Raw genomic sequence first — 23,805 nt, 5'->3', positions numbered from 1 at the left:
CGGCCGCGGGACCAGAAGCCCGGTGTGTTGCGGCCGGCGTGGCGAGCGGTGAAGCTGGAGGCGGAGGCCGTGATGAGACGAGCGCAGGCGACCGCGGTGATCGCGGTGCTCCTCCTGGCCGGATGCAGTCCGGCACCCGATGCCACGACCGGCACCCCGAGCGCACCCGCCGGCACCCCGAGCGGCACGTCGACGTCCGCGACCGGGCCGCAGACGCTCGGCAGGCCCGCGACCGTCGTTGATGGGCTGGACGCTCCCTGGTCCCTTGCCGCGCTGCCGGGCGGCGGGTTCCTCGTGTCGCAGCGCGACGACGGCCGGATCCTCGAGGTCGGCCCCACCGGCAGCGTCCGCGTGGCCGGAACCGTGCGCGGCGTGGTGCACGTCGGCGAGGGCGGGTTGAATGGCATCGCCCTGTGGACCGGCGACGGCGGCACCTGGCTGTACGCGTACCACGCGACCGCCGCCGACAACCGGGTCGTGCGGATGCGGCTCACCGGCGCCGCCGGATCGTACGGCCTGTCCGCCCCGCAGCCGGTGGTCACCGGCATCCGCACGGCGTCCACCCACAACGGCGGACGGCTCGCGTTCGGTCCGGACGGGATGCTGTACGTCACGACCGGCGACGCGCAGCACTCCGACGACGCGCAGGACCGGGACAGCCTGAACGGCAAGATCCTCCGTGTGACGCCGAGGGGCGATCCGGCGGCGGGCAACCCGTTCGGCAACGCCGTGTACAGCTACGGCCACCGCAACGTGCAGGGCATCGCCTGGACACCGGACGGCACCATGTGGGCGACCGAGTTCGGGCAGAACACGTGGGACGAGCTGAACGTCATCGTCCCCGGCGGCGACTACGGCTGGCCGGTCGTGGAGGGCCGGGCGGGTGACCCGCGCTACCGCGACCCGCTTCTGCAGTGGCCCACCGACCAGGCCAGTCCGAGCGGGCTCGCCGCCGTCGGCGACACGCTGTACCTCGCGTGCCTGCGCGGCGCGCGCGTCTGGCAGGTTCGCACGGCGGGCGCGCAGGTCGTGGGGGACGCCGTCGCGCAGTTGACCGGGTTCGGACGGATCCGGGATGTCGCCCCCGACGGGAACGGCGGGCTGTGGGTGCTCACGAACAACACGGACGGCCGCGGCTCCCCGCGTCCCGGTGACGATCGGGTGCTGCGCGTCACGGTGAACGGCTGAGCCGGGTCGGTACGGTGAGCACATGAGTACGCTCGGCCGGGGCCGGCAGCCCGGCGGCACGCACGTCGTGGACAACCAGCCGGACTGGCGCGTGGACATCGACGAGTATGCGCTGAACACGCCGCTGCGCGAAGCCGTCACCGCGTTCGGCGGCGCATGGGCGCACGACACACTGCACGAGGTGGGGGCCCTCGTCGGCAGCGAGCAGTTCCAGCGGGACGCGGAGCTCGCCCACCAGCATCCCCCCGTCGCCCACCCGTTCGACCGGTGGGGGTACCGGCTCGACGAGGTCGAGTACGACCCGTCGTACCATCGCGTGATCGCGGCGGCCGTCGGCCACGGCGCGCACACATCGGCGTGGGCCGATCCCGGCCCGGGCGCCGCGGTGGCGCGGGCGGGCGTGTTCATGCTGTTCGCGCAGGTCGAACCCGGTCACGCCTGCCCGATCTCGATGACGCACGCCGCCGTCGCCTCCCTGCAGGACTCGCCGTGGGTCGCCGACGAGTGGCTGCCGCGGCTGTATGCCCGCACGTATGACCCCCGGCTGCTGCCCGCCGATGCGAAGCCCAGCGCGCTGGTCGGGATGGCGATGACGGAGAAGCAGGGCGGGTCGGATGTCCGCGCCGGCACGACGACCGGCGTGCACGTCGACGGCCACCGGTACCGGCTCACCGGGCACAAGTGGTTCTGCTCCGCACCGATGTCCGACGCGTTCCTGGTCCTCGCCCAGACGCGCCGCGGCACCGCCGACGAGGGTCTGTCCTGCCTGTTCGTGCCGCGCGTGCTGCCGGGCGGCGAACGCAACGTGTTCCAGATCCAGCGGCTCAAGGACAAGGTGGGCAACCGGTCCAACGCCTCGGCCGAGGTCGAGTTCGACGGCACCGACGCCATCCTGCTCGGCGAGCCCGGCCGCGGGGTGCGCACGATCATCGAGATGGTGCAGCGCACGCGCCTGGACTGCGTCCTGGGCACCGCGGCGGGGATGCGGCAGAGCGTAGCCGAGGCGCTCTGGCATGCGCGGCAACGTCGCGCGTTCGGGCGGGTCCTCGTGGACCAGCCGGCCATGGCGGCGGTGCTGGCCGACCTCGCCCTCGAGGCGGAGGCGGCGACGCTCACCGGCCTGCGCCTCGCCCACGCGTTCGAGGCGGACGCCTCGGCGGAGGATGTCGCGTTCCGGCGCCTCGCGACGCCGGTATCGAAGTACTGGGTGTGCAAGCGCGGACCGCAGCACGCGTACGAGGCGATGGAGTGCCTGGGCGGCAACGGCTACATCGAATCCTTCCCGGTCGGGCGCCGCTACCGTGAGCAGCCGGTGATGGCGATCTGGGAGGGATCCGGCAACGTCATCGCCCTGGATGTGCTGCGGGCGCTCGCGCGTGACCGGGAGTCCGCCGCCGCGATGCGCGGCGAGTTGGCGGCGACGGCGGGTGCGCATCCGCTGCTGGACGCGCACACGCAGCGCACGCTCGCGCTGCTGCACGAGGTTGTCGCCGCCGACGCGGATGCCGCGCAAGCGCTCGCGCGGCGGCTGACCGAGGCGCTCGCGCTCGCGCTGCAGGCGAGCGTGATGATCCGCTGGGCGCCGACCGTGGACGCTGAGGCGTTCATCGCCGCGCGCCTCGGCGACGACCGGGGGTGGCAGTACGGCGTGCTACCGCAGGGGACGGACGCCCAGGCGATCCTCGCCCGGCAGTGAGGATCAGGGGTATTTGCTGGGCATGGCGCACATCACAAGGACCGCGATGGCCCCGAACGGCACGAGGCTCAGGAAGACGAATCCCCAGTGGTATCCGCCGTCGCGCAGGCGCCGCACCTGCACCGCCAGCGTCGGCAGGAACGCGGCCAGCACCCACAGCCAGATCAGCACGCCGAACAGGCCGCTCACCGGTGCCATGCCGTCGCCGTACCGCATCCCGAACGACGCGAGCGCGCCGACGATCACGAGCGCGTAGGCGGCGGCGAGGATGATCGCGTAGAACAGCGTCCAGTACCAGAACTCGGGACGGCCGGCGCGGCCGTCGAAGCGCGCGTACTTCATGAAGACGGTGCGGATGGCACCGCCCATCCCGGTCACGACGGGACGGTCGTCGGCGGGGGAGCGCCACGATCCGATCGGCGCGCTGCCGTACGCGTACCCGGACGGCTGGTATGGGTTCGCCGCACCGTACGCGGGCGGCGTGCCGTAACCGGGCGGGGTGGCATATCCGGGCTGGGCGGGGTACCCCGGCTGAGCACCGTACCCCGGCTGCACCGCGCCGTACCCGGGCCCGGCATACGGCGGCACGGGAGGCACCGGTGGTGCCGGCGTCGCACGGGTCTGCGCGGACCACGCGCTGCCGTTCCACCAGCGCTGACCGCCCGTGCCCTGTGGGTCGGGATACCAGCCGGCGGGCGGCTGCGGGGTGTTCGTCGTCACGATGCGCTCCTCGATATTGGCGCCCCCTACGCTACCGGCGCCGGCAGACGTTCGCGCAATGCCGTACGGGTCAGGCTTCGACGGGCTCGATCAGAGCGGGGGAGTCGTTGCGGACGTTGCCGACCGCCTTCGAGACGACGTGGTCTTCGAGCGTTGCGGCGACCTCGGGTGCGGCGTCGATCGCCGCGTCGAGGATGTCGCCGACGTTGTCGGTCGTCGGGTCCAGCCAGGCGTCCGCGAAGTCGGGATCCAGGAACAGCGGCATCCGATCGTGGATCGACCCGAGCCGGCCGATCGAGTCGCGCGTCAGGATCGTGAAGCTGAGCACCCACCGCGCGTCGTCGTCCTCGGCGAGGGCCGGGTTCTTCCACCACTCGTACAGCCCCGCGAAGAACATCGGGGCTCCGCCGGCGGGGTGGATGTAGTGCGGCACCTTGACGCCCTCGCCCGTCTTCCATTCGTAGTAGCCGGATGCCGGGACCACGGCACGTCGCTTGATCAGCGCGTTGCGGAACATCGGCTTGTCCTCGACCTCCTCGGCGCGGGCGTTGAACGCGCGCGAACCGATCGAGACATCCTTCGCCCACGACGGGATCAGTCCCCAGCGCGCCGCCTCCAGGCGGCGGGTCGGCGGGTCGGTCTTCGCCGAGTCCAGCACTATCGCCGCGCGGTCGGTGGGCGCGACGTTGAACGACGGCGCCGGCAGATCGTCGCCCTCCACGTCGACGCGCAGCACGCCGACCAGCTGTGATCCGACATCGGCCACCACGAACCGTCCGCACATGTCGGCCAGCCTACGCGGCGGTCCTGACGCCGTCCGGCTACGGGCGGAGCACTCCGGCCTCTTCGAGGCGCTCCAGCAGCGCCGCCCCGTCCTCGCCGGTGACCCACGGGACACCCGACGCGGAGTGGTCGTCGACCGTGGTCCGCCCGCCGGCGAGCATCGCCTCGGTCGAGGACAGGCGGCGGATCGCCACGGCCGCGACATTGCCGGCATTGCTGCCCGCGAACCCCGTGTAGATGGCGTCGTCGCGCTGCCCGTCGTCTCCGATCAGCAGCCACCGCACGTGCGGGAACTGCTCCGCGAGGCGGTCCAGGTTCGACCTCTTGTGATCGGCGCCGCTGCGGAACCAGCGGTCGTGCGTGGGACCCCAATCGGTGAGCAGGAGCGCGCCTGCGGGGAACAGATGTCGGCCGAGGAACCGCAGCAGCGTCGGTCCCACGTTCCACGCGCCCGTCGACAGGTAGATCACGGGCGCACCGGGGTTCTCGCGCACGAGCCGCTCCAGCAGGACCGACATCCCGGGCACCGGCTGCCGTGCGTGCTCGTCCACCACGAACGAGTTCCACGCCGCGACCAGGGGCCGGGGCAGCGCGGTGACCATGACGGTGTCGTCGACGTCGCACACGATGCCGAAGCGCACCTCGGACCCCACCACGAACACCCGGCTCGCCACGGGCTCACCGCCTTCGACGGACATCGTGATCGCGTGCCAGCCGGGGGAGAGGGATGCCGGCAGTACGGTGTCCACGACGCCGCCCCGGTCCGAGACGACCTCGTGGTCCACACCGTCGATGCGCACCGTGACCTGGGCGAAGCCGATCGGCACCGAGACGAAGCTGCGCCAGCCGCGCACCGTCGCGTACTCACCGCCGCCGCGCGGACGTGTCGGTGGGGTGATCAGGACGCGGCCGAGGACGCGGACCCAGTCCTCGGCGCCGTATCCCGGAAACGCCGCCACCGTCGGGGCCAGGCCCCGACGCCGCGCGCGCCGCTCACGCCATGCGTGCAAGCGGTATTCAAGCCGCGCAGGCCACCGCACGTCGGCGCGCCGCGCCGCGGCAGTGTTCTCGGGCATCCATCTCAGTCTCCCATGCCCGGCGACGTGCTGTCTGCCGGTCGCGCCGGCTCGGACTCGTCGGCTTCGGACAGATGCCGGCGCTCGACCCGCTCGATGACCTTCGTGCCGACCATCACGAGTACCAGGAACACGGCGATCACGCCGATGAACAGGTAGCTGGCGAAGTGCAGTTGATCGGCGAGCTCGCGGTACGTCGCCGCCGCGGCGCCCGCGACCGTGACGTACAGCGTGGCCCACAGCACGCACGCCGGCGCGGTCCACGCGAGGAACCGGCGGTAGCGGAACCTGCTCATCCCCACCGTCAGCGGCACGAGCGAGTGCAGCACCGGGAGGAAGCGCGAAATGAACACGGCGACGCCGCCGCGCCGCGTCAGATAGCGCTCCGCTCGTCGCCAGTGCGCCTCGCCGATCCACGCGCCCAGCCGCGAGTCGCGGATGCGCGGACCGAGCACTCGCCCGAGCCAGAACCCGATGCTCTCGCCGATGAGCGACCCGATCACGATGGCCACAACAAGCCAGAATCCCTGCCACGCGTCGTCCACGGCGGTGCCCGCGACGATGACGATCGTGTCACCCGGCACGAACAGGCCGACCAGCACGCTGGTCTCCAGCAGCATCGCGACACCGGCGAGGAGAACGCGCACAACGCCGTCGACGCCCTGGACGGCATCGAGCAGCCACGTGAGCACGTCGTTCACCAGTCCGAGCATAGGGGCGCGGACGCCCCTTAGCCTGTGAAGGTGCCCGACACTCTCCTGCTGACGCCGTCGCCGTGGCGCGACCCCGCCGATGTGTTCCTCGCGGTCGCGCGCCAGCACCACGACGTCTTCTGGCTGGATGCCGGGCCCGGCGCCGCGCAGGGGTGGAGCTGGATCGGCTGGGGGAGCGCCGACGACCCCACCGTCGTGCACGCGGCCGGCTGCGTCGGCGGCGTCCCGGCGGGCACGCCGGCCCCGTTCGCGGGCGGCTGGGTGGGCTGGATCGGGTACGAACCGGGCGCCGCCGCGGCCGGCGCACCCGTGCACCCGGCGGATCCCGGCATCCCGCAGCAGCTGTGGCTCGCCGTGCGGGGACTCGTCGCGTTCGACCACGCCACGGGCCGGATGTGGTCCGGCGGCGCCGTCGACCCGGCCGCGCCCGCCCCGGCGCCCCCGGAGCCGGATCCGCGCACGCGCACGGCGCGGGGACGGAACACGCCCGACGAGTACGCCGGTCTCATCGAGGACTGCCGCGCGGCGATCCGCGCCGGCGACGCCTATCAGCTGTGCCTGACCACGCGGTTCACGGTGGACGGCGACGTCGACCCGGTCGCCGCGTACCTCGCGCTGCGCGCCGCTTCCGCCGCGCACCACGGCGGCATCATCCGCTCGGGCTCCGTCGCTCTGCTCAGCTCGAGCCCGGAGCGGTTCCTCGAGGTGCACGGCACGACGGTGCAGACGCACCCGATCAAGGGCACCCGGCGCCGGGGGGCGGATGCCGCGTCAGACGCGGCGCTGGCCGCCGAGCTCGCCGCCGACCCGAAGGAGCGCGCGGAGAACGTCATGATCGTCGACCTCATGCGCAACGACCTGTCGCGGGTGTGCGTTCCGGCGACCGTCCGCGTGGACCGGCTGCTCGAGGTCGAGTCGTACCCCAGCGTGCACCAGCTGGTCAGCGCCGTCGCGGGCACCCTGCCCGCGCATACCACGGTGGGTGAGCTGCTGACGGGTGCGTTCCCCGCCGGCAGCATGACCGGAGCCCCGAAGCTGTCGGCGATGACGATCCTGCACCGGCTCGAGGCGGCGCCCCGCGGTGTGTACGCAGGGTGCTTCGGATGGATCGGGGCGACCGGGGGCCTCGACCTCGCGATGGTGATCCGCTCGATCGTGACGCACCCCGGCGGTGCGTACGTCGGCGCCGGCGGCGGGATCACGTGGCGATCGGTCGCCGCCGCCGAGGTCGCGGAGGTGGGCCTGAAGGCGCGCGCACCGCTCGCGGCGCTGGGCGCCGAGGTGCCCGCGGGCTGGTGAAAACCGCCGGTCGGGTACCCTGAAAGGTGCGCGTTTCCCCCGCGGCATCCCGATTCTCTTCCGATTGGCTCCCTCCGTGTCACAGACCACATCCACCGACGCCGCCGCCCCGGCCGAGAGCGGCTTCGATCCGCACGCGATCCAGGCGAAGTGGCAGCAGCGGTGGGAGGCGCAGGACCCGTTCCGCGCCGGCGGCGACGACGACCCGCGACCGCGCAAGTACGTGCTCGCGATGTTCCCGTACCCGTCCGGTGACCTGCACATGGGCCACGCGGAGAACTATCTGTACTCGGACATCGTCGCGCGGTACTGGCGGCACCGCGACCACAACGTCCTGAACCCGATCGGGTGGGACTCGTTCGGGCTGCCGGCGGAGAACGCCGCGATCAAGCGCGGAGCCGACCCCCGCGAGTGGACGTACGCCAACATCGCCCAGCAGAAGGCCGGCTTCCGCCAGTACGGCGTGTCGTTCGACTGGAGCCGGGTGCTGCACACGAGCGACCCGGAGTACTACCGGTGGAACCAGTGGCTGTTCCAGCGCCTGTACGAGCGCGGCCTCGCATACCGCAAGTCCAGCGCGGTGAACTGGTGCCCCAACGACCAGACCGTGCTGGCCAACGAGCAGGTCGTCGACGGACGCTGCGAGCGCTGCGGCGCCGAGGTCGTGAAGAAGAAGCTCACCCAGTGGTACTTCCGGATCACCGACTACGCCGACCGGCTGCTCGACGACCTGGACACGCTGGAGGGCCACTGGCCGTCGCGGGTCCTGCAGATGCAGCGCAACTGGATCGGCCGGTCCGTCGGCGCCGACATCGACTTCCAGATCGAGGGCCGTGACGAAAAGGTCACCGTCTTCTCCACGCGCCCTGACACGTTGTACGGCGCCACGTTCTTCGTCGTCGCGCCGGACTCCGACCTCGCCGCGGAGCTGGCCGCCGAGGCGCCCGCCGACGTCCGCATGCGGTTCCAGGCATACCTCGACGACGTGGCCAAGCAGACCGAGATCCAGCGCCAGAGCACGGATCGCCCGAAGACCGGCGTGTTCCTCGGCCGCTACGCGATCAACCCCGTCAACGATGAGCGGCTGCCGATCTGGGCCGCCGACTATGTGCTGGCCGACTACGGACACGGCGCCGTCATGGCGGTGCCCGCGCACGACCAGCGCGACCTCGACTTCGCCCGTGCCTTCGACCTGCCCGTGAAGGTGGTCGTCGACACGACGGGCGACGGCGAGCAGACCCTCGACGAGCTGGATCCCGTCGTCACCGGCGTGGCCCTCGTGGGCGAGGGCCGGATGATCGCCTCCGGCCCGCTGGACGGGCTCGGAAAGAAGGATGCCATCGCCGGCATGATCGCCGAACTGGAGAAGCGGCAGGGCGGCCGGGCCGCCACGACGTTCCGGCTGCGCGACTGGCTCATCTCCCGGCAGCGCTTTTGGGGCACGCCGATTCCGATGGTGCACACCGAGGACCAGCGGATCGTTCCGGTCCCGGAGGACCAGCTGCCGGTGACCCTGCCCGACGTGACGGGCCTCGACCTGAAGCCCAAGGGCGCGTCGCCGCTGGGCGCCGCCACCGACTGGGTGACCACGACCGACCCGGACACCGGCGCACCCGCGCGCCGCGATCCCGACACGATGGACACGTTCGTGGACAGCTCGTGGTACTTCCTGCGCTTCCTGTCGCCGACCTCGGACACCGCGGCCTTCCCGCCCGCGCAGGCCGCGCGCTGGGCCCCGGTGGACTTCTACATCGGCGGTGTCGAGCACGCGATCCTGCACCTGCTGTATGCGCGGTTCATCACGAAGGTCCTGCACGACATGGGGCTGGTCGACTTCGACGAGCCGTTCTCCAGCCTGATCAACCAGGGCATGGTGATCCTCGACGGCGCGGCGATGTCCAAGAGCAAGGGCAACCTCGTGCTGTTCCAGGAGGAGTTGGACGCGCACGGCGCCGACACGCTGCGCGTCGCGCTCGCGTTCGCCGGCCCGGTGGAGGACGACAAGGACTGGAACGACGTGTCGACCACCGGCGCGACGAAGTTCCTCGCCCGCGCGCTGCGCATGGCCCACGACGTCACCGCCGCGGCGGGCGCCTCGGCCGCGGACGGCGACGGCGCGCTGCGGCGCCTCACGCATCGCCTGCTCGCCGACGCCCCGGGACTTGTCGAGCAGACGAAGTTCAACGTCCTCGTGGCCCGTCTCATGGAGCTCGTCAACGCCACCCGTAAGACGATCGACACCGGCGCCGGACCGGCCGACCCTGCGGTCCGCGAAGCGGCCGAGGTCGTCGCGCAGGTGCTGGACGTGGTCGCCCCGCACACCGCGGAGGAGATGTGGGAGGTCCTCGGCCACGAGCCGTTCGTGGGCCTGGCGGTATGGCCGCAGGCGGACCCGGCGCTGCTGGTGGAGGCGAGCGCGACCGCCATCGTGCAGATCGACGGCAAGGTGCGCGCGACGCTCGAGGTGCCCGCCGACATCGCCGGCGACGCGCTGGAGGCGCTGGCCCGCGACGACGCCCGCGTACAGCGGTCGCTGGCTGGTCGCGACATCCACCGCGCCGTGGTGCGGGCGCCGAAGGTCGTCAGCTTCAGCACGAAGTAGCGACGCCTCCCCAGCCGGACACCCGGCGCGGGTTGTCCACGGATCCGCGGACCCGCCGCCGGCGGGCGCGTGCGGCCGCATAGCGTGGGGCGGTGCCGCCCGCCGAGACCGAACCGCGGGCGCCCGCGCGACACCGGCTCGGCGCGGGCGCCGTGGTGGTCGTCGTCCTGATCGCCCTCGCAGCGACGGTGGGCATCGGCATCCTGCGCGCGGAGGGCGGCGGCGGCGAGCAGACCGTCGCCGTCTCGCCCACAGCGACGCCACACGCTGGAGACCTGTACGTCCACGTGTCCGGTGCGGTGCGCGCGCCCGGGTTGTACATGCTGCCGTACGGGTCTCGGGTGATGGATGCCGTCGCCGCGGCCGGGGGATTCGCGCGCGACGCCGTGCGCGACGGGGTGAACCTGGCGCAGGTGCTCGGCGACGGCGAGCAGCTGGCCGTGCCGCACGAGGGCGCCGCGCCCGCCGCCGGAGGACCCTCCGCGGCAGCGGCGGGCGGCAAGGTCGACCTCAACACGGCGGACGAGACGGCGCTGGACACGCTGCCGCGCATCGGGCCGGCCATGGCGCAGCGGATCATCGCGTGGCGCACGCAGCACGGCCGGTTCACGAGTGTCGAAGATCTGCTGGCGGTGCCCGGCATCGGCGACAAGATGCTCGAGGCGCTGCGCGACCTGGTCACGGTGTGACATGCGCGCCCGGGATCTGCGGCTCGTCCCGGTCGCCGCCGCGGCGTGGATCGCGGCGGTGGTCACGGTGTTCATGCCGGACACCGCCGCCTGGTTCGCCTGCGGGCTGTGGGCGGCCGCCGTCGCCCTGGTTGCGGTGTGCGTGCTGCGCCCGGGGGAGCGCACCCGGTGGGCGCTCGCGGCGGTGTGCGTGGCGATCGCTGCGGCGGCGGCATCCCACGTCGCGTTCGCGCAGCCTGAACGCGCCGCCGCCGCGCAGCTCGCCGTCGACGGCGGCCGCGCACTCGTCGTGCACGCGACCATCGTCGGCAAGGCGGAACGCACCGCCGGCGGCGACATCGCCGTCGACGCGCGCGCCCACGCCATCGACATCGGCGCGCACCGGCACGTCGTGGACGTGCCGATCACGATCCGCGTCGCCGACGATCGGCCCGACGTGGGCGCCGAGGTCATCGCGGCGGGCACCGCGACCCGCAGCGACCTCGGGCGGCGGGCGGCGCTGCTGGTCCGGGCATCCCGGGGGCTGCAGATCGTCCGTCCACCGACCGGCGCGGCCGCCGTCGCCGCCGGCCTGCGCCACGCCCTGGCGGCGGAGACCCGCGGGCTGCCGCAGCCGGCGGCCGGCCTGATACCGGGGCTCGCCGTCGGCGACACCGGCGGTGTGGGTCCCGGCCTGGATGTCGCGATGAAGGCCAGCTCGCTGTCACACCTCACCGCGGTGTCGGGCGCGAATTGCGCCATCGTGGTGGGGCTCGCGTTCGGCGCCGCGGCGCTGTGCGGCGCGAGACGCGGCATCCGGGTGGCCGTGAGCCTTCTCGCCCTCGCCGGATTCGTCCTCCTCGTCACCCCTGAGCCGAGCGTCGTCCGCGCCGCGGCGATGGCGACGGTCGCGATGCTCGGCGTCCTCCTCGGGCGGGTCGGTGCCGGGGTGTCACTGCTGTGCGCGGCGGTGACCGCATCGCTGGTCGCCGACCCGTGGCTGTGCTCGTCCCTCGGATTCGCGCTGTCGGTCGCGGCGACCGGAGCGCTGCTCGTGCTGGCCGCGCCCCTGGCGCGCGGCATGGCGCAACTGCTGCCGCGTGCGGTCGCGCTCGCGCTCGCGGTGCCGCTGGCCGCGCAGCTCGCGTGCGGACCGCTGCTGGTCCTCGTCAACCCGACCGTTCCGCTGTACGGGGTGGCCGCGAACCTCCTCGCCGCCCCCGCCGCGCCGGTGGCCACCGTCCTCGGCCTGGCGGCCTGCCTCGCCACGCCGATCCCGGTCCTGGCATCCGGACTGGTCACGCTGACGTGGGTGCCGGCGGCATGGATCGCGGCCACCGCGCAGACCGCCGCCACCCTTCCCGCCGCGGCGGTGCCGTGGCCCGAGGGGATGCCGGGAGCCCTGGCCCTGACCGCCGTCGGCGTCGCGGTGCTCGTGCTGCTGGTGCCGCATCGGCCGGTCCGCGTGGCGAGGATGGCCCGGCGCATCTCGGCGGCGACGCTCGCGGTCACCGTGGGCGTGTGCGCCGGGACCGCGGCCATGCGCACGGTCGCCGGCCCGCTGACGCTGCCGTCCCGCTGGGCGATAGCGGCCTGCGACGTCGGCCAGGGCGACGCGCTGCTGGTTCGCTCGGCCGGCGCGGTCGCGCTCATCGACACCGGCCCGGACCCCGGCCTGTTGCGCGCGTGCCTGGACCGCTTCGGCATCCGGCGCCTGGACCTGGTGGTGCTCACCCACTACGACCACGACCACATCGGCGGCCTGGTCGCGGCCGCCGATCGTGCCGTCCGGGTGCTGCACGGTCCGCCCGGGGGCCCGGCCGATGAGGCGAAGCTCATCGTCGCCGCATCGCACGGCGCCGAGGTGCTCGCCGCCCACGCGGGCATGACCGGCGCGCTGGGGGATGCCACGTGGACCGTGCTCTGGCCGCGGGCCGGCGACCGGGTCTTTCGGACCGGGAACACAGCCAGCGTCACGATGGACGTCCGCGGCGGCGGCGTGCCGCCTGCGATCTTCCTCGGCGACCTGGATGCCACCGGGCAGAGCGCGCTGCAGGCGTCGGGTGCGCTGCGTCCCCCGTACGCCGTCGTCAAAGTGGCCCACCACGGCAGCGCCGACCAGTCCGCCGACCTGTACCGGACCCTGGCCGGGGCGGTCGCGATCATCTCGGTTGGCGCCCACAACGACTACGGGCACCCGCGCGCGCAGACCCTCGCGTTCCTGCGCGCCGACGGGTACACGATCGCCCGCACGGATCAGGACGGCACGGTCACGGTGGCCGCGGACGGCGGCCTCGTGCGGCTGTGGCGGGAGCGCGCCCCGCCGGGCGTCCGCGCCCCCGGATAGGCTGGAGCCATGCCTGCCCGCCGTCCCGCCGCCCGCTCATCGAGGTCGTCGGGTGCGACCCGGTCGGTGATCCCGCAGCTGGACTGGCGCGCCCCGCAGCCGGCGCCGATAGTGCTGGTCTCCGGTCCGGAGGAGGTCTGCGCGGAGCGGGCGTCGGCCGGCATCCGCGACTACCTGCGCGCCGAGGATCCCAGCCTGGAGATCTCGGACCTGCGCGCCGACGACTACGAAGCCGGAACGCTCCTGGTCGTGACCTCCCCGTCGCTGTTCGGCGAACCCCGACTGGTCCGCGTCAGCGGCGTCGAGAAGGCATCCGACGCGTTCCTCACCGAGGCGCTCGCCTATCTCGCCCACCCACAGGACGGCGCGACCGTGGTCCTCCGGCACACCGGTGCCACGGTCCGCGGCAAGAAACTGCTGGACGCCGTCCGCGCCGGCACCGGCGGGGGAGTCGAAGTGCCCTGCCCCGCGGTCAAGCGCGACGGCGACCGGCACGACTTCGCCGCCGGCGAGTTCCAGGCCGCTCGCAAGGGAATCGCCCCCGCCGCGCTGCGCGCGCTGGTGTCCGCGTTCACCGATGATCTCACCGAGCTCGCCGCCGCCTGCCAGCAGCTGATCGCCGACGTGCCCGGCGACATCACCGCCGACATCGTCGAGCGGTACTACGGCGGCCGGGTGGAGACATCCGCGTTCACCGTCGCCGACACCGCTATCGCCGGGCGCTTCGGTGACGCGCTGATAGCGCTGCGGCACGCGCTGGCCTCCGGGGCCGACCCGGTGCCGCTCGTGGCCGCCGTCGCCATGAAGCTGCGCACGATGGCCAGGGTCGCCGGACAGCGCGGGTCCTCCGCCGCTATCGCCGCCCAGGCCGGCATGAAGGACTGGCAGGTCGACCGTGCCCGCCGCGATCTCGCCGGGTGGAACGAGGAGAGCCTGAGCCGGGCGATCCAGGCCACTGCGCGCGCCGACGCCGAGGTCAAGGGCGCTTCGCGCGACCCCGTATTCGCGCTGGAGCGCATGATCACGGTCATCGCGACCCGCGCGCCGTTCGGCGAGCCCGCCTCCCGCTGACAGTTCTCGGCGCCCGGACCGCATCCCGGACGACGACGCCCGCCCCACCGAGGTGGAGCGGGCGTCAGGACGGCACCGGCGTCAGAGCGCGGCGACTCGCTTCGCGATCGACGACTTGCGGTTCGCTGCCTGGTTCTGGTGGATGACACCCTTGCTGACAGCCTTGTCGAGCTTCTTGCTCGCACGCACGAGGGCCTTCTCGGCGGCGGCCTTGTCACCGGCGGCGATGGCCTCGCGGGTGCGCCGCACCTCGGTCTTCAGCTCGCTCTTGACGGCCTTGTTGCGCTCGCGCGCCTTCTCGTTGGTCTTGTTGCGCTTGATCTGCGACTTGATGTTTGCCACGTGTGGACGTTCTTTCGTTCAGGTGATCGGTTGAGTGCCGTCCGGCGAAGAGGGCGCCATCCGGCGTGTGCGGGAAGACCCACACGCAAGCCAATCAGCGAGTCTACCAGGTGGGGTCGGATGCCGAGAACGCGGCCGGTTCTGCGACATCCGCCGCACTCCTGCGCGCCGGCCGGGCGTGCGTACGCCAAGATCGAGACACCCGGTCCACTCCCACGACGCGGCGAGGAGAACAGCATGGCGTCGACGATGGCACCCTTCGGCGGGTGCCGCACACTCATCGAGGCGGCCCGGGCATGAACGTCCCGCGCCCCGGAAAGGTCTCCGCCGGCTGGTTCGCGCTGTTCACGCTGGCCTGGCTCGCCATCTGGACCGTGCAGCTCACTCCGGTGCAGCTGCTGCTGCCCGACCAGTTGGACACCCCGGGCGCGGCGGGCACCTGGGTGTACGGGGTTGTCTACTCCGGGATGGTGCTCGGCGTCGGGGGCCTGGCGGGCGTGATCGCCGGACCGCTGTCGGGCGCGTTGTCCGACCGCACCCGCACGCGCTGGGGGAGGCGCCGCCCGTGGGCGGTCGGGGCCAGCTGGCTCGCCGCGGCCTGCCTCCTGCTGACCGGCATCGCCCAAGGACCGTGGGCCATCGGCGTCGCATGGATGGGCGTGTCGATCGGGATCGCCGTGGCCTCCGCGGCGTTCACGGCCCTGATCGCCGACCAACTGCCCGAGCGTCAGCGCGGCGGCGCATCCGCGGCCGCGAGCTCATCGCAGGCGGTCGGGATAGTGCTGGGCGTCGGCGCCGTCGTGCTGCTGGGCCTGAGCGTGTTCGCCGGCTACCTCGCGCTCGCGCTGTTCATCGCCGTGGTCGGCACCGCCGCCGCGATCCTGCTGCCCGACCCGCAGCCGGATGCCGCGCAGCAGCCGGTGCGCGAGCGCCGGTCGCTGCCCTGGGCGTCGCTGCGCGACCGCGACTTCGCGTGGGTGGTGTGGGGCCGATTCGTCGTCAACATCGGCAACGCGCTGCCGACGACGCTGTTCTTGTTCTTCCTGATGTACGGCCTCGGCCGCCCCAAGGCGCAGGCGCAGGACGACCTGCTGCTGGTCATCGTCGTGTACACGATCTTCGTCGTGATCGCGTCGGTGCTGGCCGGCTGGTGGTCGGACCGCACCGGATCACGCCGCCGGCTCACGGTGATCTCCGCGCTCGTGCAGGCGGCCGCCGCCCTCGTCATCCTCGCCTCGCCGAGCCTTGCCACCACGATGGCCGCCGCCGCGGTGCTGGGCGTCGGCTACGGCGCGTTCTCGACGGTCGGGCTCGCGTTCGCCACCGATCTGCTGCCGAACCCCGAGGACCACGCCCGGGACCTGGGCCTCGTGAACACGGCCGCCGCCCTCGGACAGCTGGTCGGCCCGCTGCTCGGCGCGATGCTCGTCGCTCTCGTCGGCGGGTTCTGGCTGCTGCTGGTGTTCAGCTTCGTGATGTCGGCGGTCGGCGGGATCATGTCGGGATCCGCTCGCGAGCGTCGATCGTCGCCGCTGCCAGATCCAGCAGCGCATTGAACACCCGCGGCCGCATGGCCGTGACCAGGTGCGTCGTGCGCGGCACGACGACGAGCTCGGCGTGCGGCACCAGGCGTGTGAAAAGGCGCTCGTTCACGCGCAGCTGGTCGTACTGGCCGTTGACGAACCACATCGGGATGCGGATGCGCCGCAGCGCCTCCATCAGATCCAGCACCGACAGACTCTTCAGCGCTATGTCCTGCGCGGCGTACGCATAGCCGCCGGCGCCGAAGTCCGCGCGCGTCTCGTCCGGCAGCGTCAGCTGCAGCACGCGATCCGCGAGCCACTGGCCGTGGTCCGGAAGGCCGTCCACGCGCCGGGCGAGGAAACGGTACGCGGCCAGGCCCGCCCCACGGGGGATGGCCGTGCATGACGCGGCGATGAACGCGGCCACCGGCGGCGGCTGCGCACGGCCCACATACTCCGTGCACAGCAGGCCGCCCATCGAGTGGCCCACGAGGAGCACCGGGCCGCGGGCCGCGGCATCCCGCACCGCCGCATCGATCGTCGCGAACGCCGCGTCCAGCGTGAACGGCTCGGCCATCCGGGTGCCGTGCGCGGGCAGGTCCAGGGCGGTGGCGGGGATGCCGCGGGAGGCCAGATGCGCGAGCTGGGTGCGCCACATCGTCGCGGACGTGCGGATCCCGTGCACGAGCACCGCCTGCACCGTCATGACGCCAGGGTAGACGGCGGTCCGCGGATCGGAGGCAGCGGCGGTCCCCGTAGAATCGACGGAACATGTCACCACGCGCCCTTACGCCCCTCGAGCCGTCGCAGACGCCCCCGGAGCTGATCCGCAACTTCTGCATCATCGCCCACATCGACCACGGCAAATCCACCCTGGCCGACCGCATGCTGCAGATCACCGGCGTCGTGTCGGACCGTGACATGCGCGCCCAGTACCTCGACCGGATGGACATCGAGCGCGAGCGCGGCATCACGATCAAGAGCCAGGCGGTGCGGATGCCGTGGGCCAGCGGATCGGGCACGTATGCGCTGAACATGATCGACACCCCCGGCCACGTCGACTTCACGTACGAGGTATCCCGGTCGCTGGCGGCCTGTGAGGGCGCGGTCCTGCTCGTGGACGCCGCGCAGGGCATCGAGGCGCAGACCCTCGCGAACCTGTACCTGGCGCTGGAGAACGACCTGCGCATCATCCCGGTGCTGAACAAGATCGACCTGCCCGCCGCCGACCCGGAGAAGTTCGCCGTCGAGCTGTCCAACCTCATCGGCGGCTCGCCCGACGACGTGATGCGCGTGTCCGGGAAGACCGGGCAGGGCGTCGAGGAACTGCTGGACCGGATCGTCGCGGAGATCCCGGCACCCACCGGTGACGTGGACGCCCCCGCCCGCGCGATGATCTTCGACTCCGTGTACGACGCGTACCGCGGTGTGGTCACGTACGTGCGGATGGTCGACGGCACGCTCGAGCCGCGGCAGCGCATCCAGATGATGTCGACCCGGGCCACGCACGACCTGCTCGAGCTGGGCGTGTCCAGCCCCGAGCCGGTGCCGACGAGGGGCCTCGGCGTCGGCGAGGTCGGCTACCTGATCACGGGCGTGAAGGACGTGCGCCAGTCGAAGGTCGGCGACACCGTCACCGACGCGCGCCGGCCCGCCACCACGGCGCTTCCCGGGTATACCGACCCGAAGCCGATGGTGTTCTCGGGGCTGTACCCGATCGACGCCAGCGATTACGGCGACCTCCGCGAGGCCCTGGACAAGCTGAAGCTGTCGGATGCCGCGCTCGCGTACGAGCCGGAGACGTCGGTGGCGCTGGGCTTCGGGTTCCGCTGCGGGTTCCTCGGCCTGCTGCACCTGGAGATCGTCACCGAGCGACTCGCGCGGGAGTTCGACCTCGACCTGATCACCACGGCGCCGTCCGTCGTCTACGAGGTGACCACCGACACCGGCGACGAGGTGACCGTGACGAACCCCAGCGAGTACCCCGACGGGCGCGTCGCCGCGGTGTCCGAGCCGATGGTGAAGGCCGCGATCCTCACCCCGAAGGACTACGTGGGCACCGTCATGGAGCTGTGCCAGTCCCGCCGCGGGAGCCTGCTGGGCATGGACTATCTCAGCGAGGACCGCGTCGAGCTGCGGTACGACATCCCGCTCGGTGAGATCGTGTTCGACTTCTTCGACCAGCTCAAGAGCCGCACGCAGGGGTACGCGTCGCTGGACTACGAGCCCAACGGCACCCAGGAGGCCGATCTCGTCAAGGTCGACATCCTGCTGCAGGGGGAGCGGGTGGATGCCTTCAGCTCCATCGTGCACCGGGAGAAGGCATACGCATACGGGACGATGATGACCGAGCGGCTGCGCAAGCTCATTCCGCGCCAGCAGTTCGAGGTGCCGATCCAGGCCGCCATCGGCGCCAGGATCATCGCCCGCGAGAACATCCGCGCTATCCGCAAGGACGTGCTGGCCAAGTGCTACGGCGGCGACATCTCCCGCAAGCGCAAGCTCCTGGAGAAGCAGAAGGAGGGCAAGAAGCGCATGAAGATGGTCGGGCGCGTCGAGGTCCCCCAGGAGGCGTTCATCGCCGCGCTCTCGGGGGACGTCGAGGGGAAAGAGAAGAAGTAGCCGGTCGTGCGACACCGGTGATCCGCATGCTGCTTTCAGCATCCCGTCGCTAGGCTGACACGCATGCGCCGAGGGACCTTCCGTGACGAGACGGTGGACTACGCGGCGGTCGGCGCGACGCAGGCGGCGGACCTCATGCAGTACCCGCCCGAACGTAGCCGCCCCGCGCAGGAGCGGTGGCGGATCGGCAGCGGGGAGGACCGGTTCCGGACCGCGTCGGACGCGCTGCTGGCGTGGCGCGCGCAGCGCGACGGCGGGCTGACGGTGTCGGATGTCCGCCCGGCGGCGGGCCCGATGTACTCCGGCGTCAGCTTCGACGGGGAGGGGCACCCGATTGCGCCCAGCAAGCTCGAGGCCGACCAGCGCTTCGACGCCGACGGCATGCCGTGGGTGGCATCCGGCACCACGATCCGGCTCCACGGGCGCGTGAAGGGGTTGAAGGCGGATGGCGAGCTGCGCGTGATCTTCGCGATCGAGGAGCCGCGCCGGGTCGGGTTCGCCCTCGGCACGGTCGACGACTGCGTCGTCAGCGGTGAGGAGTCGTTCATGGTCGACTGGTACGAGAACGACGAGGTCTGGTTCACCGTGCGCGCGTTCGACGCGCCCCGGGCGTTCCTGTACCGGATGCTGCCGGCCCTCATCACCCGGCGCCGCAAGGCCCTCTTCCAGCGGTACCTGCGGGCCATATCGCCGCTGTACACGACCCCCGCCTGATGGGCTCCGCTCTCCCCGTCGGCGATCCGGCACCCGCCGACGGTGCGCTGCCGGCCGATCTGGCGGTCGACCCGGCCGTCCCGTTCGGCGTGTACCTGCACGTGCCGTTCTGCCGGGTGCGATGCGGATACTGCGACTTCAACACGTACACCGCCACCGAGCTGCGTGGCGCCCGCCAGGACCAGTACGCCGACACCCTGCTGCGCGAGGTGGAGTTGGCTCGCGGGGTGCTGTCGGGCGCCCGGGCGCCGCGCGCGGCATCCACGGTGTTCTTCGGCGGCGGCACACCCACGCTGCTGCCGCCGGGCGATCTCGCGCGGATGCTGGACGGGGTGCGGGATGCGTTCGGGCTGACGGACGGTGCGGAGATCACGGTCGAGGCGAATCCGGACACGGTGACGGATGCCGTCGCCGCCACGCTCGCCGAGGCCGGAGTGACACGGCTCTCGGTGGGGATGCAGTCGTCGGTGCCGCACGTGCTGGCCGCGCTGGATCGCACGCACGACCCCGCGAACGTGCGCACCGCGGTGGCGGCCGCGCGCGGGGTGGACCTGGATGTCAGCGTGGACCTCATCTATGGGGCGCCGGGGGAGTCGCTGGACGACTGGCGGGATTCGCTGGTGACGGCGCTCGGGCTCGAGCCCGACCACGTCTCGGCGTACGCGCTGATCGTCGAGGAGGGCACCAAGCTCGCACGGCAGATCCGGCGCGGGGAGGTGCCCGCTCCCGACGACGACCTGCAGGCGGACATGTACGAGCTGGCCGACGGGATGCTCACCGGCGCCGGGTTCTCCTGGTACGAGGTGTCGAACTGGGCGCGGGACGACGCGCACCGAGCCCGCCACAACCTCGCGTACTGGCGCGGCGACGACTGGTGGGGATTCGGGCCCGGCGCGCACAGCCATATCGCCGGACTGCGGTGGTGGAACGTGAAGCATCCCGCCGCGTATGCGCAGCGCCTGGCGGCCGGCACGTCGCCGGCCGCGGCGCGGGAGCGGCCGGATGCCGTGGCCCGCGCGCTCGAATCCGTACTGCTGCGGACGCGGATCCGTGAGGGTATGCCGGTGGCGGACCTTCCCGACGACCGCCGCGCTGCGGTGGCCGGCCTCATCGCGGACGACCTCGTCGACGGTGCGGCTGCGGTGGGGGGTCGCGTCGTGCTGACGCTGCGCGGACGACTGCTCGCCGACGCCGTGGTGCGCGCGCTCACTGAGTGACGCCGGCGCGGCGGGGCGCGGCGGGACGTGCGGCGCTTCGTCTGGGCTTGCGGTGCGCTCGCGGTTCGCGATGTCTACGGTGACCCCCGCAGGCGCTGCGTGCGCGCTGGCGCTGCACTTTTCGGCATCCGCGCTACGGATTCGCTGGCGCGTTCGCGGATTCGTGCAGCGCGAGCGACCGGGCGGCCGCACGGAAGCGGATTGGCGCAGCGTGCGCGGATCGGCGCAGCATTCGCCGACTCGTGTAGCGCGTGGCGTGTCCCGGCGATCGTTCCGCGGTGGCGCTGCACTTTTCGGCATCCGCGCTACGGAATCGCTGGCGCGATCGCGGGTTCGTGTAGCGCGAGTGGCTGGCGCGTCTCCGTGGTGCGAATCGGTGCAGCGCGAGCAGAGTTCGGCAGAGCCCAGGGGGTCGTGGCGCGCAGCAGGATGCCGCGGGATAGCCGGTGCGCTCGCGCTGCACTTCTCGGCATTCGCGTTACGGACTGCCTGGCGCGTTTGCGGGTTCGTGCAGCGCCAGCGATGGCGGCGACTGCGCACGCGGATCGGTGCAGCGCGTGCGGAATCGTGCCGCGTTCGCCGATTCGTGTCGCGCGACGGGATGCTGCGGCGCGGGCTCCGCGCTCCCGCTGCACTCTTCGACATCCGCGCCATGGATTCGCTGGCGCGTTCGCGGGGTCGTGTAGCGCGAACCTCCGAGCGCTCGCCGCGCGTGGCGCGGACGCGGATCGGTGCAGCGCGTGCGGAATCGTGGAGCGTTCGTCGATTCGTGTCGCGCGACGGGATGCTGCGGCGCGGCCTCCGCGCTCCCGCTGCACTCTTCAACATCCGCGTCACGGAATCGCTGGCGCGATCGCGGATTCGTGTAGCGCGAACGGATGCCGCACTTTGCCAAGCCCCGCGCGCACCCGCCCCCGCGCTCGGTGCGCGCCCGCGCCCCGCGCGCCCGAGCGCGTCCCCAGCCGCAATCGGTAGAATTGGCACTCGGTACACTCGAGTGCCAGCCGAGGGAAGGAGCACGAATGGTCACGGAGCGTGGGCTGCAGGTTCTCCAAGCCATCGTGCAGGACTACGTGGAGACGCGGGAACCGGTCGGCAGCAAGTCCATCGTCGACCGGCACGCGTTCGGCGTGTCGGCCGCCACGATCCGCAACGACATGGCCCTCCTCGAGGACGAGGACCTCATCGTCGCCCCGCACACCTCGTCCGGACGCGTGCCCACCGACAAGGGCTACCGCGTGTTCGTCGACCACCTCGCGCGGATCCGCCCGCTCTCGTCCGCCCAGCGCGCCGCCGTCGCGACGTTCCTGGAGGGATCCGGCGATCTCGACGACGTCCTCACCCGCACGGTGCGCGCCCTGACCCGGCTCACCGGACAGGTCGCGATAGTGCAGTACCCGTCGTTCTCGCGCGCCAACGTCTCCCACGTCGAGCTCGTCGACCTCGGCGGGCGGATGCTCGTGATCCTCGTGACCGACACCGGCCGGGTCTCGCAGCGCATCGTGATGCTGCCCGACGAGTTGGACGAGACGGATGTCGCGCAGCTGCGCGCCCGCGTGTCGGTCATGATCACCGGACGCAGCGTCCGCGACGGCGCCCAGGCCGTCACCGAGGCCCTGGCGGCGGATGCCACGCCCAGCCGGCTCGAGGCGGGCCTGCGCACCGTGCTGTACGTGGTCGGCGAGGAGCTGGAGGAGTTCCGCCAGGACCGGCTGCTGATGGCGGGCGCCGCGAACCTCGCCAAGAGCGAAGCCGACTTCCGCGGCAGCATCTATCCCCTCCTGGAGGCCATCGAGGAGCAGGTGACGCTGCTGCGCCTGATGAGCGACATGGTCGCCGACCAGGAGGGCCTGGCCGCCTCGATCGGACGCGAGAACGAGGCGTTCGGCCTGAGCGAGGCATCCATCGTCACGGGAGACTACGACGTCACCGGCGCCCGCGCCCGCGTCGGCGTCCTGGGCCCCACGCGGATGGACTACCCGACCAACCTCGCGGCCGTGCGCGCGGTCGCGCACTACCTGAGCCGGCTGCTCGAGGACGACGACACGTCGCGCTGAGCGACCGGAGCACACACGACCCCGCGCAGGGGCAGGAAGGCTATTGTGGCGGATCAGGACCACTACCAGGTCCTCGGGGTGTCGCGGGACGCGGCGCCGGAGGACATCAAGAAGGCGTACCGGCGGCTCGCGCGCGAACTGCACCCGGACGTGAACCCCGGTGCCGACGCGGAGGAGCGCTTCAAGCACGTGACGCACGCCTACGACGTGCTCAGCGACCCCGAGCAGCGGCGCCGGTATGACATGGGCGGCGACTCGCCGTTCGGCGGTGGCGCGGCCGGCTTCGGCGGCTTCAGCGACATCTTCGAGACGTTCTTCGGGGCGGCCGGCTCGGGTCGCGGAGCCCGTCCGCGGTCGCGGCGCGAGCGGGGTCAGGATGCCTTGGTCCGCGTGGATCTCGAGCTCGGCGACGTCGTGTTCGGCGTCCACCGCGACATCGAGGTCGACACCGCCGTGCTGTGCGAGACGTGCGACGGCTCGTGCTGCCAGCCCGGCACCTCGCCGGTCACGTGCGAGATCTGCCACGGCACCGGACACGTCCAGCGCACCGTGCGGAGCCTGCTCGGCAACGTCGTGACGAGCGCGCCGTGCACGGTCTGCCACGGCTACGGCACGACGATCCCGTACCCGTGCGCGACGTGCCAGGGCCAGGGCCGGGTGCGGTCGCGGCGCACCGTGGGCATCGACATCCCCGCCGGCGTCGAGTCCGGGCTGCGGCTGCAGCTGCCCGGCTCCGGCGAGGTCGGCCCCGCCGGTGGCCCCAACGGAGACCTGTACCTGGAGGTCACCGTCGCCCCGCACGACGTGTTCAGCCGCGAGGGCGACGACCTCATCGCCACGCTGGACGTGTCGATGCCCGACGCGGTGCTCGGCACCACGACCACGATCGACTCGCTGGACGGCACCGTCGACCTCGAGATCCGCCCCGGCGTGCAGAGCGGCGACGTGCTGACGATCCACGGGCGCGGCATCACGCCGCTGCGCGGCTCGCAGCGCGGCGACCTGCGCGTCGGCGTGCACGTGGTCACTCCGACCCGTCTGGACGCGAAGGAGCGCGCGCTCATCGAGGACTTCAAGAAGCGCACGAAAGCGCCCGCGCCCAAGCTCGCGGAGTTCCAGCAAGGGCTGTTTGCGCGGCTGCGCGACCGCTTCCGGAACGGCTGAGCG

General features: G+C 72.4%; 19 protein-coding genes. 13 read left to right on the top strand and 6 right to left on the bottom strand.

What is annotated here, in order from left to right; all coding sequences use genetic code 11:
• Positions 1–72: 72 nt before the first annotated feature.
• Together GH740_RS11155 and GH740_RS11150 are read left to right on the top strand one after the other, a co-directional pair.
• On the top strand, positions 73–1,188 hold the full coding sequence (locus GH740_RS11155; protein ID WP_153746169.1) for a sorbosone dehydrogenase family protein: 1,116 nt from the start codon (positions 73–75) through the stop codon (positions 1,186–1,188).
• A 22-nt stretch (positions 1,189–1,210) separates the two neighbouring features.
• Positions 1,211–2,884 carry an acyl-CoA dehydrogenase family protein gene (locus GH740_RS11150; protein WP_153746168.1) on the top strand — a complete coding sequence of 558 codons (1,674 nt, stop codon included), beginning with the start codon at positions 1,211–1,213 and terminating at the stop codon, positions 2,882–2,884.
• A gap of 3 nt (positions 2,885–2,887) precedes the next feature.
• Here the strand turns inward: GH740_RS11150 and GH740_RS14335 are convergent, their stop codons facing one another.
• The 4 genes from GH740_RS14335 to GH740_RS11130 all read right to left on the bottom strand — a co-directional run bounded on the left by GH740_RS14335 (position 2,888) and on the right by GH740_RS11130 (position 6,164).
• Positions 2,888–3,604, bottom strand: a complete 717-nt coding sequence (locus GH740_RS14335; protein ID WP_153746167.1) for a DUF805 domain-containing protein — start codon at positions 3,602–3,604, stop codon at positions 2,888–2,890.
• A 70-nt stretch (positions 3,605–3,674) separates the two neighbouring features.
• Complete coding sequence (locus GH740_RS11140) at positions 3,675–4,388, bottom strand: SOS response-associated peptidase (RefSeq protein ID WP_153746166.1); 714 nt, start codon at positions 4,386–4,388, stop codon at positions 3,675–3,677.
• 37 nt (positions 4,389–4,425) lie between these two features.
• Positions 4,426–5,463: an App1 family protein gene (locus tag GH740_RS11135; RefSeq protein ID WP_153746165.1), complete on the bottom strand. Its 1,038-nt coding sequence runs from the start codon at positions 5,461–5,463 to the stop codon at positions 4,426–4,428.
• Positions 5,464–5,468: 5 nt separating this feature from the next.
• Positions 5,469–6,164 carry a DedA family protein gene (locus GH740_RS11130; protein WP_367641497.1) on the bottom strand — a complete coding sequence of 232 codons (696 nt, stop codon included), beginning with the start codon at positions 6,162–6,164 and terminating at the stop codon, positions 5,469–5,471.
• 93 nt (positions 6,165–6,257) lie between these two features.
• Here GH740_RS11130 and GH740_RS11125 point away from each other — a divergent pair, with 93 nt between their 5' ends.
• The 5 genes from GH740_RS11125 (at position 6,258) to holA (ending at position 14,163) form a co-directional block, all read left to right on the top strand.
• Complete coding sequence (locus GH740_RS11125; protein WP_367641520.1) at positions 6,258–7,475, top strand: anthranilate synthase component I family protein; 1,218 nt, start codon at positions 6,258–6,260, stop codon at positions 7,473–7,475.
• A 76-nt stretch (positions 7,476–7,551) separates the two neighbouring features.
• On the top strand, positions 7,552–10,077 hold the full coding sequence (gene leuS / locus GH740_RS11120) for a leucine--tRNA ligase (RefSeq protein WP_367641496.1): 2,526 nt from the start codon (positions 7,552–7,554) through the stop codon (positions 10,075–10,077).
• 92 nt (positions 10,078–10,169) lie between these two features.
• On the top strand, positions 10,170–10,766 hold the full coding sequence (locus GH740_RS11115; protein WP_367641495.1) for a helix-hairpin-helix domain-containing protein: 597 nt from the start codon (positions 10,170–10,172) through the stop codon (positions 10,764–10,766).
• Position 10,767: 1 nt separating this feature from the next.
• The gene (locus GH740_RS11110) at positions 10,768–13,092 is read left to right on the top strand and encodes a ComEC/Rec2 family competence protein (RefSeq protein WP_153746162.1); all 2,325 of its coding nucleotides are present in this window, start codon (positions 10,768–10,770) and stop codon (positions 13,090–13,092) included.
• A gap of 9 nt (positions 13,093–13,101) precedes the next feature.
• On the top strand, positions 13,102–14,163 hold the full coding sequence (gene holA / locus GH740_RS11105) for a DNA polymerase III subunit delta (RefSeq protein WP_153746161.1): 1,062 nt from the start codon (positions 13,102–13,104) through the stop codon (positions 14,161–14,163).
• A gap of 81 nt (positions 14,164–14,244) precedes the next feature.
• Here the strand turns inward: holA and rpsT are convergent, their stop codons facing one another.
• Positions 14,245–14,505, bottom strand: a complete 261-nt coding sequence (gene rpsT / locus GH740_RS11100; RefSeq protein WP_367641494.1) for a 30S ribosomal protein S20 — start codon at positions 14,503–14,505, stop codon at positions 14,245–14,247.
• A gap of 296 nt (positions 14,506–14,801) precedes the next feature.
• Here rpsT and GH740_RS11095 point away from each other — a divergent pair, with 296 nt between their 5' ends.
• The gene (locus GH740_RS11095) at positions 14,802–16,061 is read left to right on the top strand and encodes an MFS transporter (RefSeq protein WP_153746160.1); all 1,260 of its coding nucleotides are present in this window, start codon (positions 14,802–14,804) and stop codon (positions 16,059–16,061) included.
• On the opposite strand, the gene GH740_RS11090 is transcribed toward GH740_RS11095, so the two are convergent.
• On the bottom strand, positions 16,000–16,734 hold the full coding sequence (locus GH740_RS11090; RefSeq protein WP_153746159.1) for an alpha/beta fold hydrolase: 735 nt from the start codon (positions 16,732–16,734) through the stop codon (positions 16,000–16,002). The two genes, GH740_RS11095 and GH740_RS11090, sit on opposite strands and share 62 nt — an antisense overlap.
• Before the next feature lie 65 nt (positions 16,735–16,799).
• On the opposite strand from GH740_RS11090, the gene lepA reads away from it, so the two are divergent.
• From lepA to dnaJ, 5 genes are all read left to right on the top strand, one after another.
• Complete coding sequence (gene lepA, locus GH740_RS11085; protein WP_153746158.1) at positions 16,800–18,650, top strand: translation elongation factor 4; 1,851 nt, start codon at positions 16,800–16,802, stop codon at positions 18,648–18,650.
• A gap of 63 nt (positions 18,651–18,713) precedes the next feature.
• Positions 18,714–19,364 carry a DUF1990 family protein gene (locus GH740_RS11080; RefSeq protein ID WP_153746157.1) on the top strand — a complete coding sequence of 217 codons (651 nt, stop codon included), beginning with the start codon at positions 18,714–18,716 and terminating at the stop codon, positions 19,362–19,364.
• Entirely contained in the window at positions 19,364–20,581 is a 1,218-nt protein-coding gene (gene hemW / locus GH740_RS11075; RefSeq protein ID WP_153746156.1) for a radical SAM family heme chaperone HemW, read from the top strand. The genes GH740_RS11080 and hemW overlap by 1 nt, the downstream gene beginning before the upstream one ends.
• Before the next feature lie 1,022 nt (positions 20,582–21,603).
• The gene (hrcA, locus tag GH740_RS11070) at positions 21,604–22,638 is read left to right on the top strand and encodes a heat-inducible transcriptional repressor HrcA (protein WP_153746155.1); all 1,035 of its coding nucleotides are present in this window, start codon (positions 21,604–21,606) and stop codon (positions 22,636–22,638) included.
• Between the two features lie 45 nt (positions 22,639–22,683).
• Positions 22,684–23,802 carry a molecular chaperone DnaJ gene (dnaJ, locus tag GH740_RS11065; protein WP_367641493.1) on the top strand — a complete coding sequence of 373 codons (1,119 nt, stop codon included), beginning with the start codon at positions 22,684–22,686 and terminating at the stop codon, positions 23,800–23,802.
• Positions 23,803–23,805: the final 3 nt, after the last annotated feature.

The organism is Microbacterium sp. SYP-A9085, from assembly GCF_009649635.1.
Taxonomy (GTDB): Bacteria; Actinomycetota; Actinomycetes; order Actinomycetales; family Microbacteriaceae; genus Microbacterium.
Note: the sequence above shows the minus strand (reverse complement) of the source record. Positions and strands in the feature narration are given on the sequence as shown.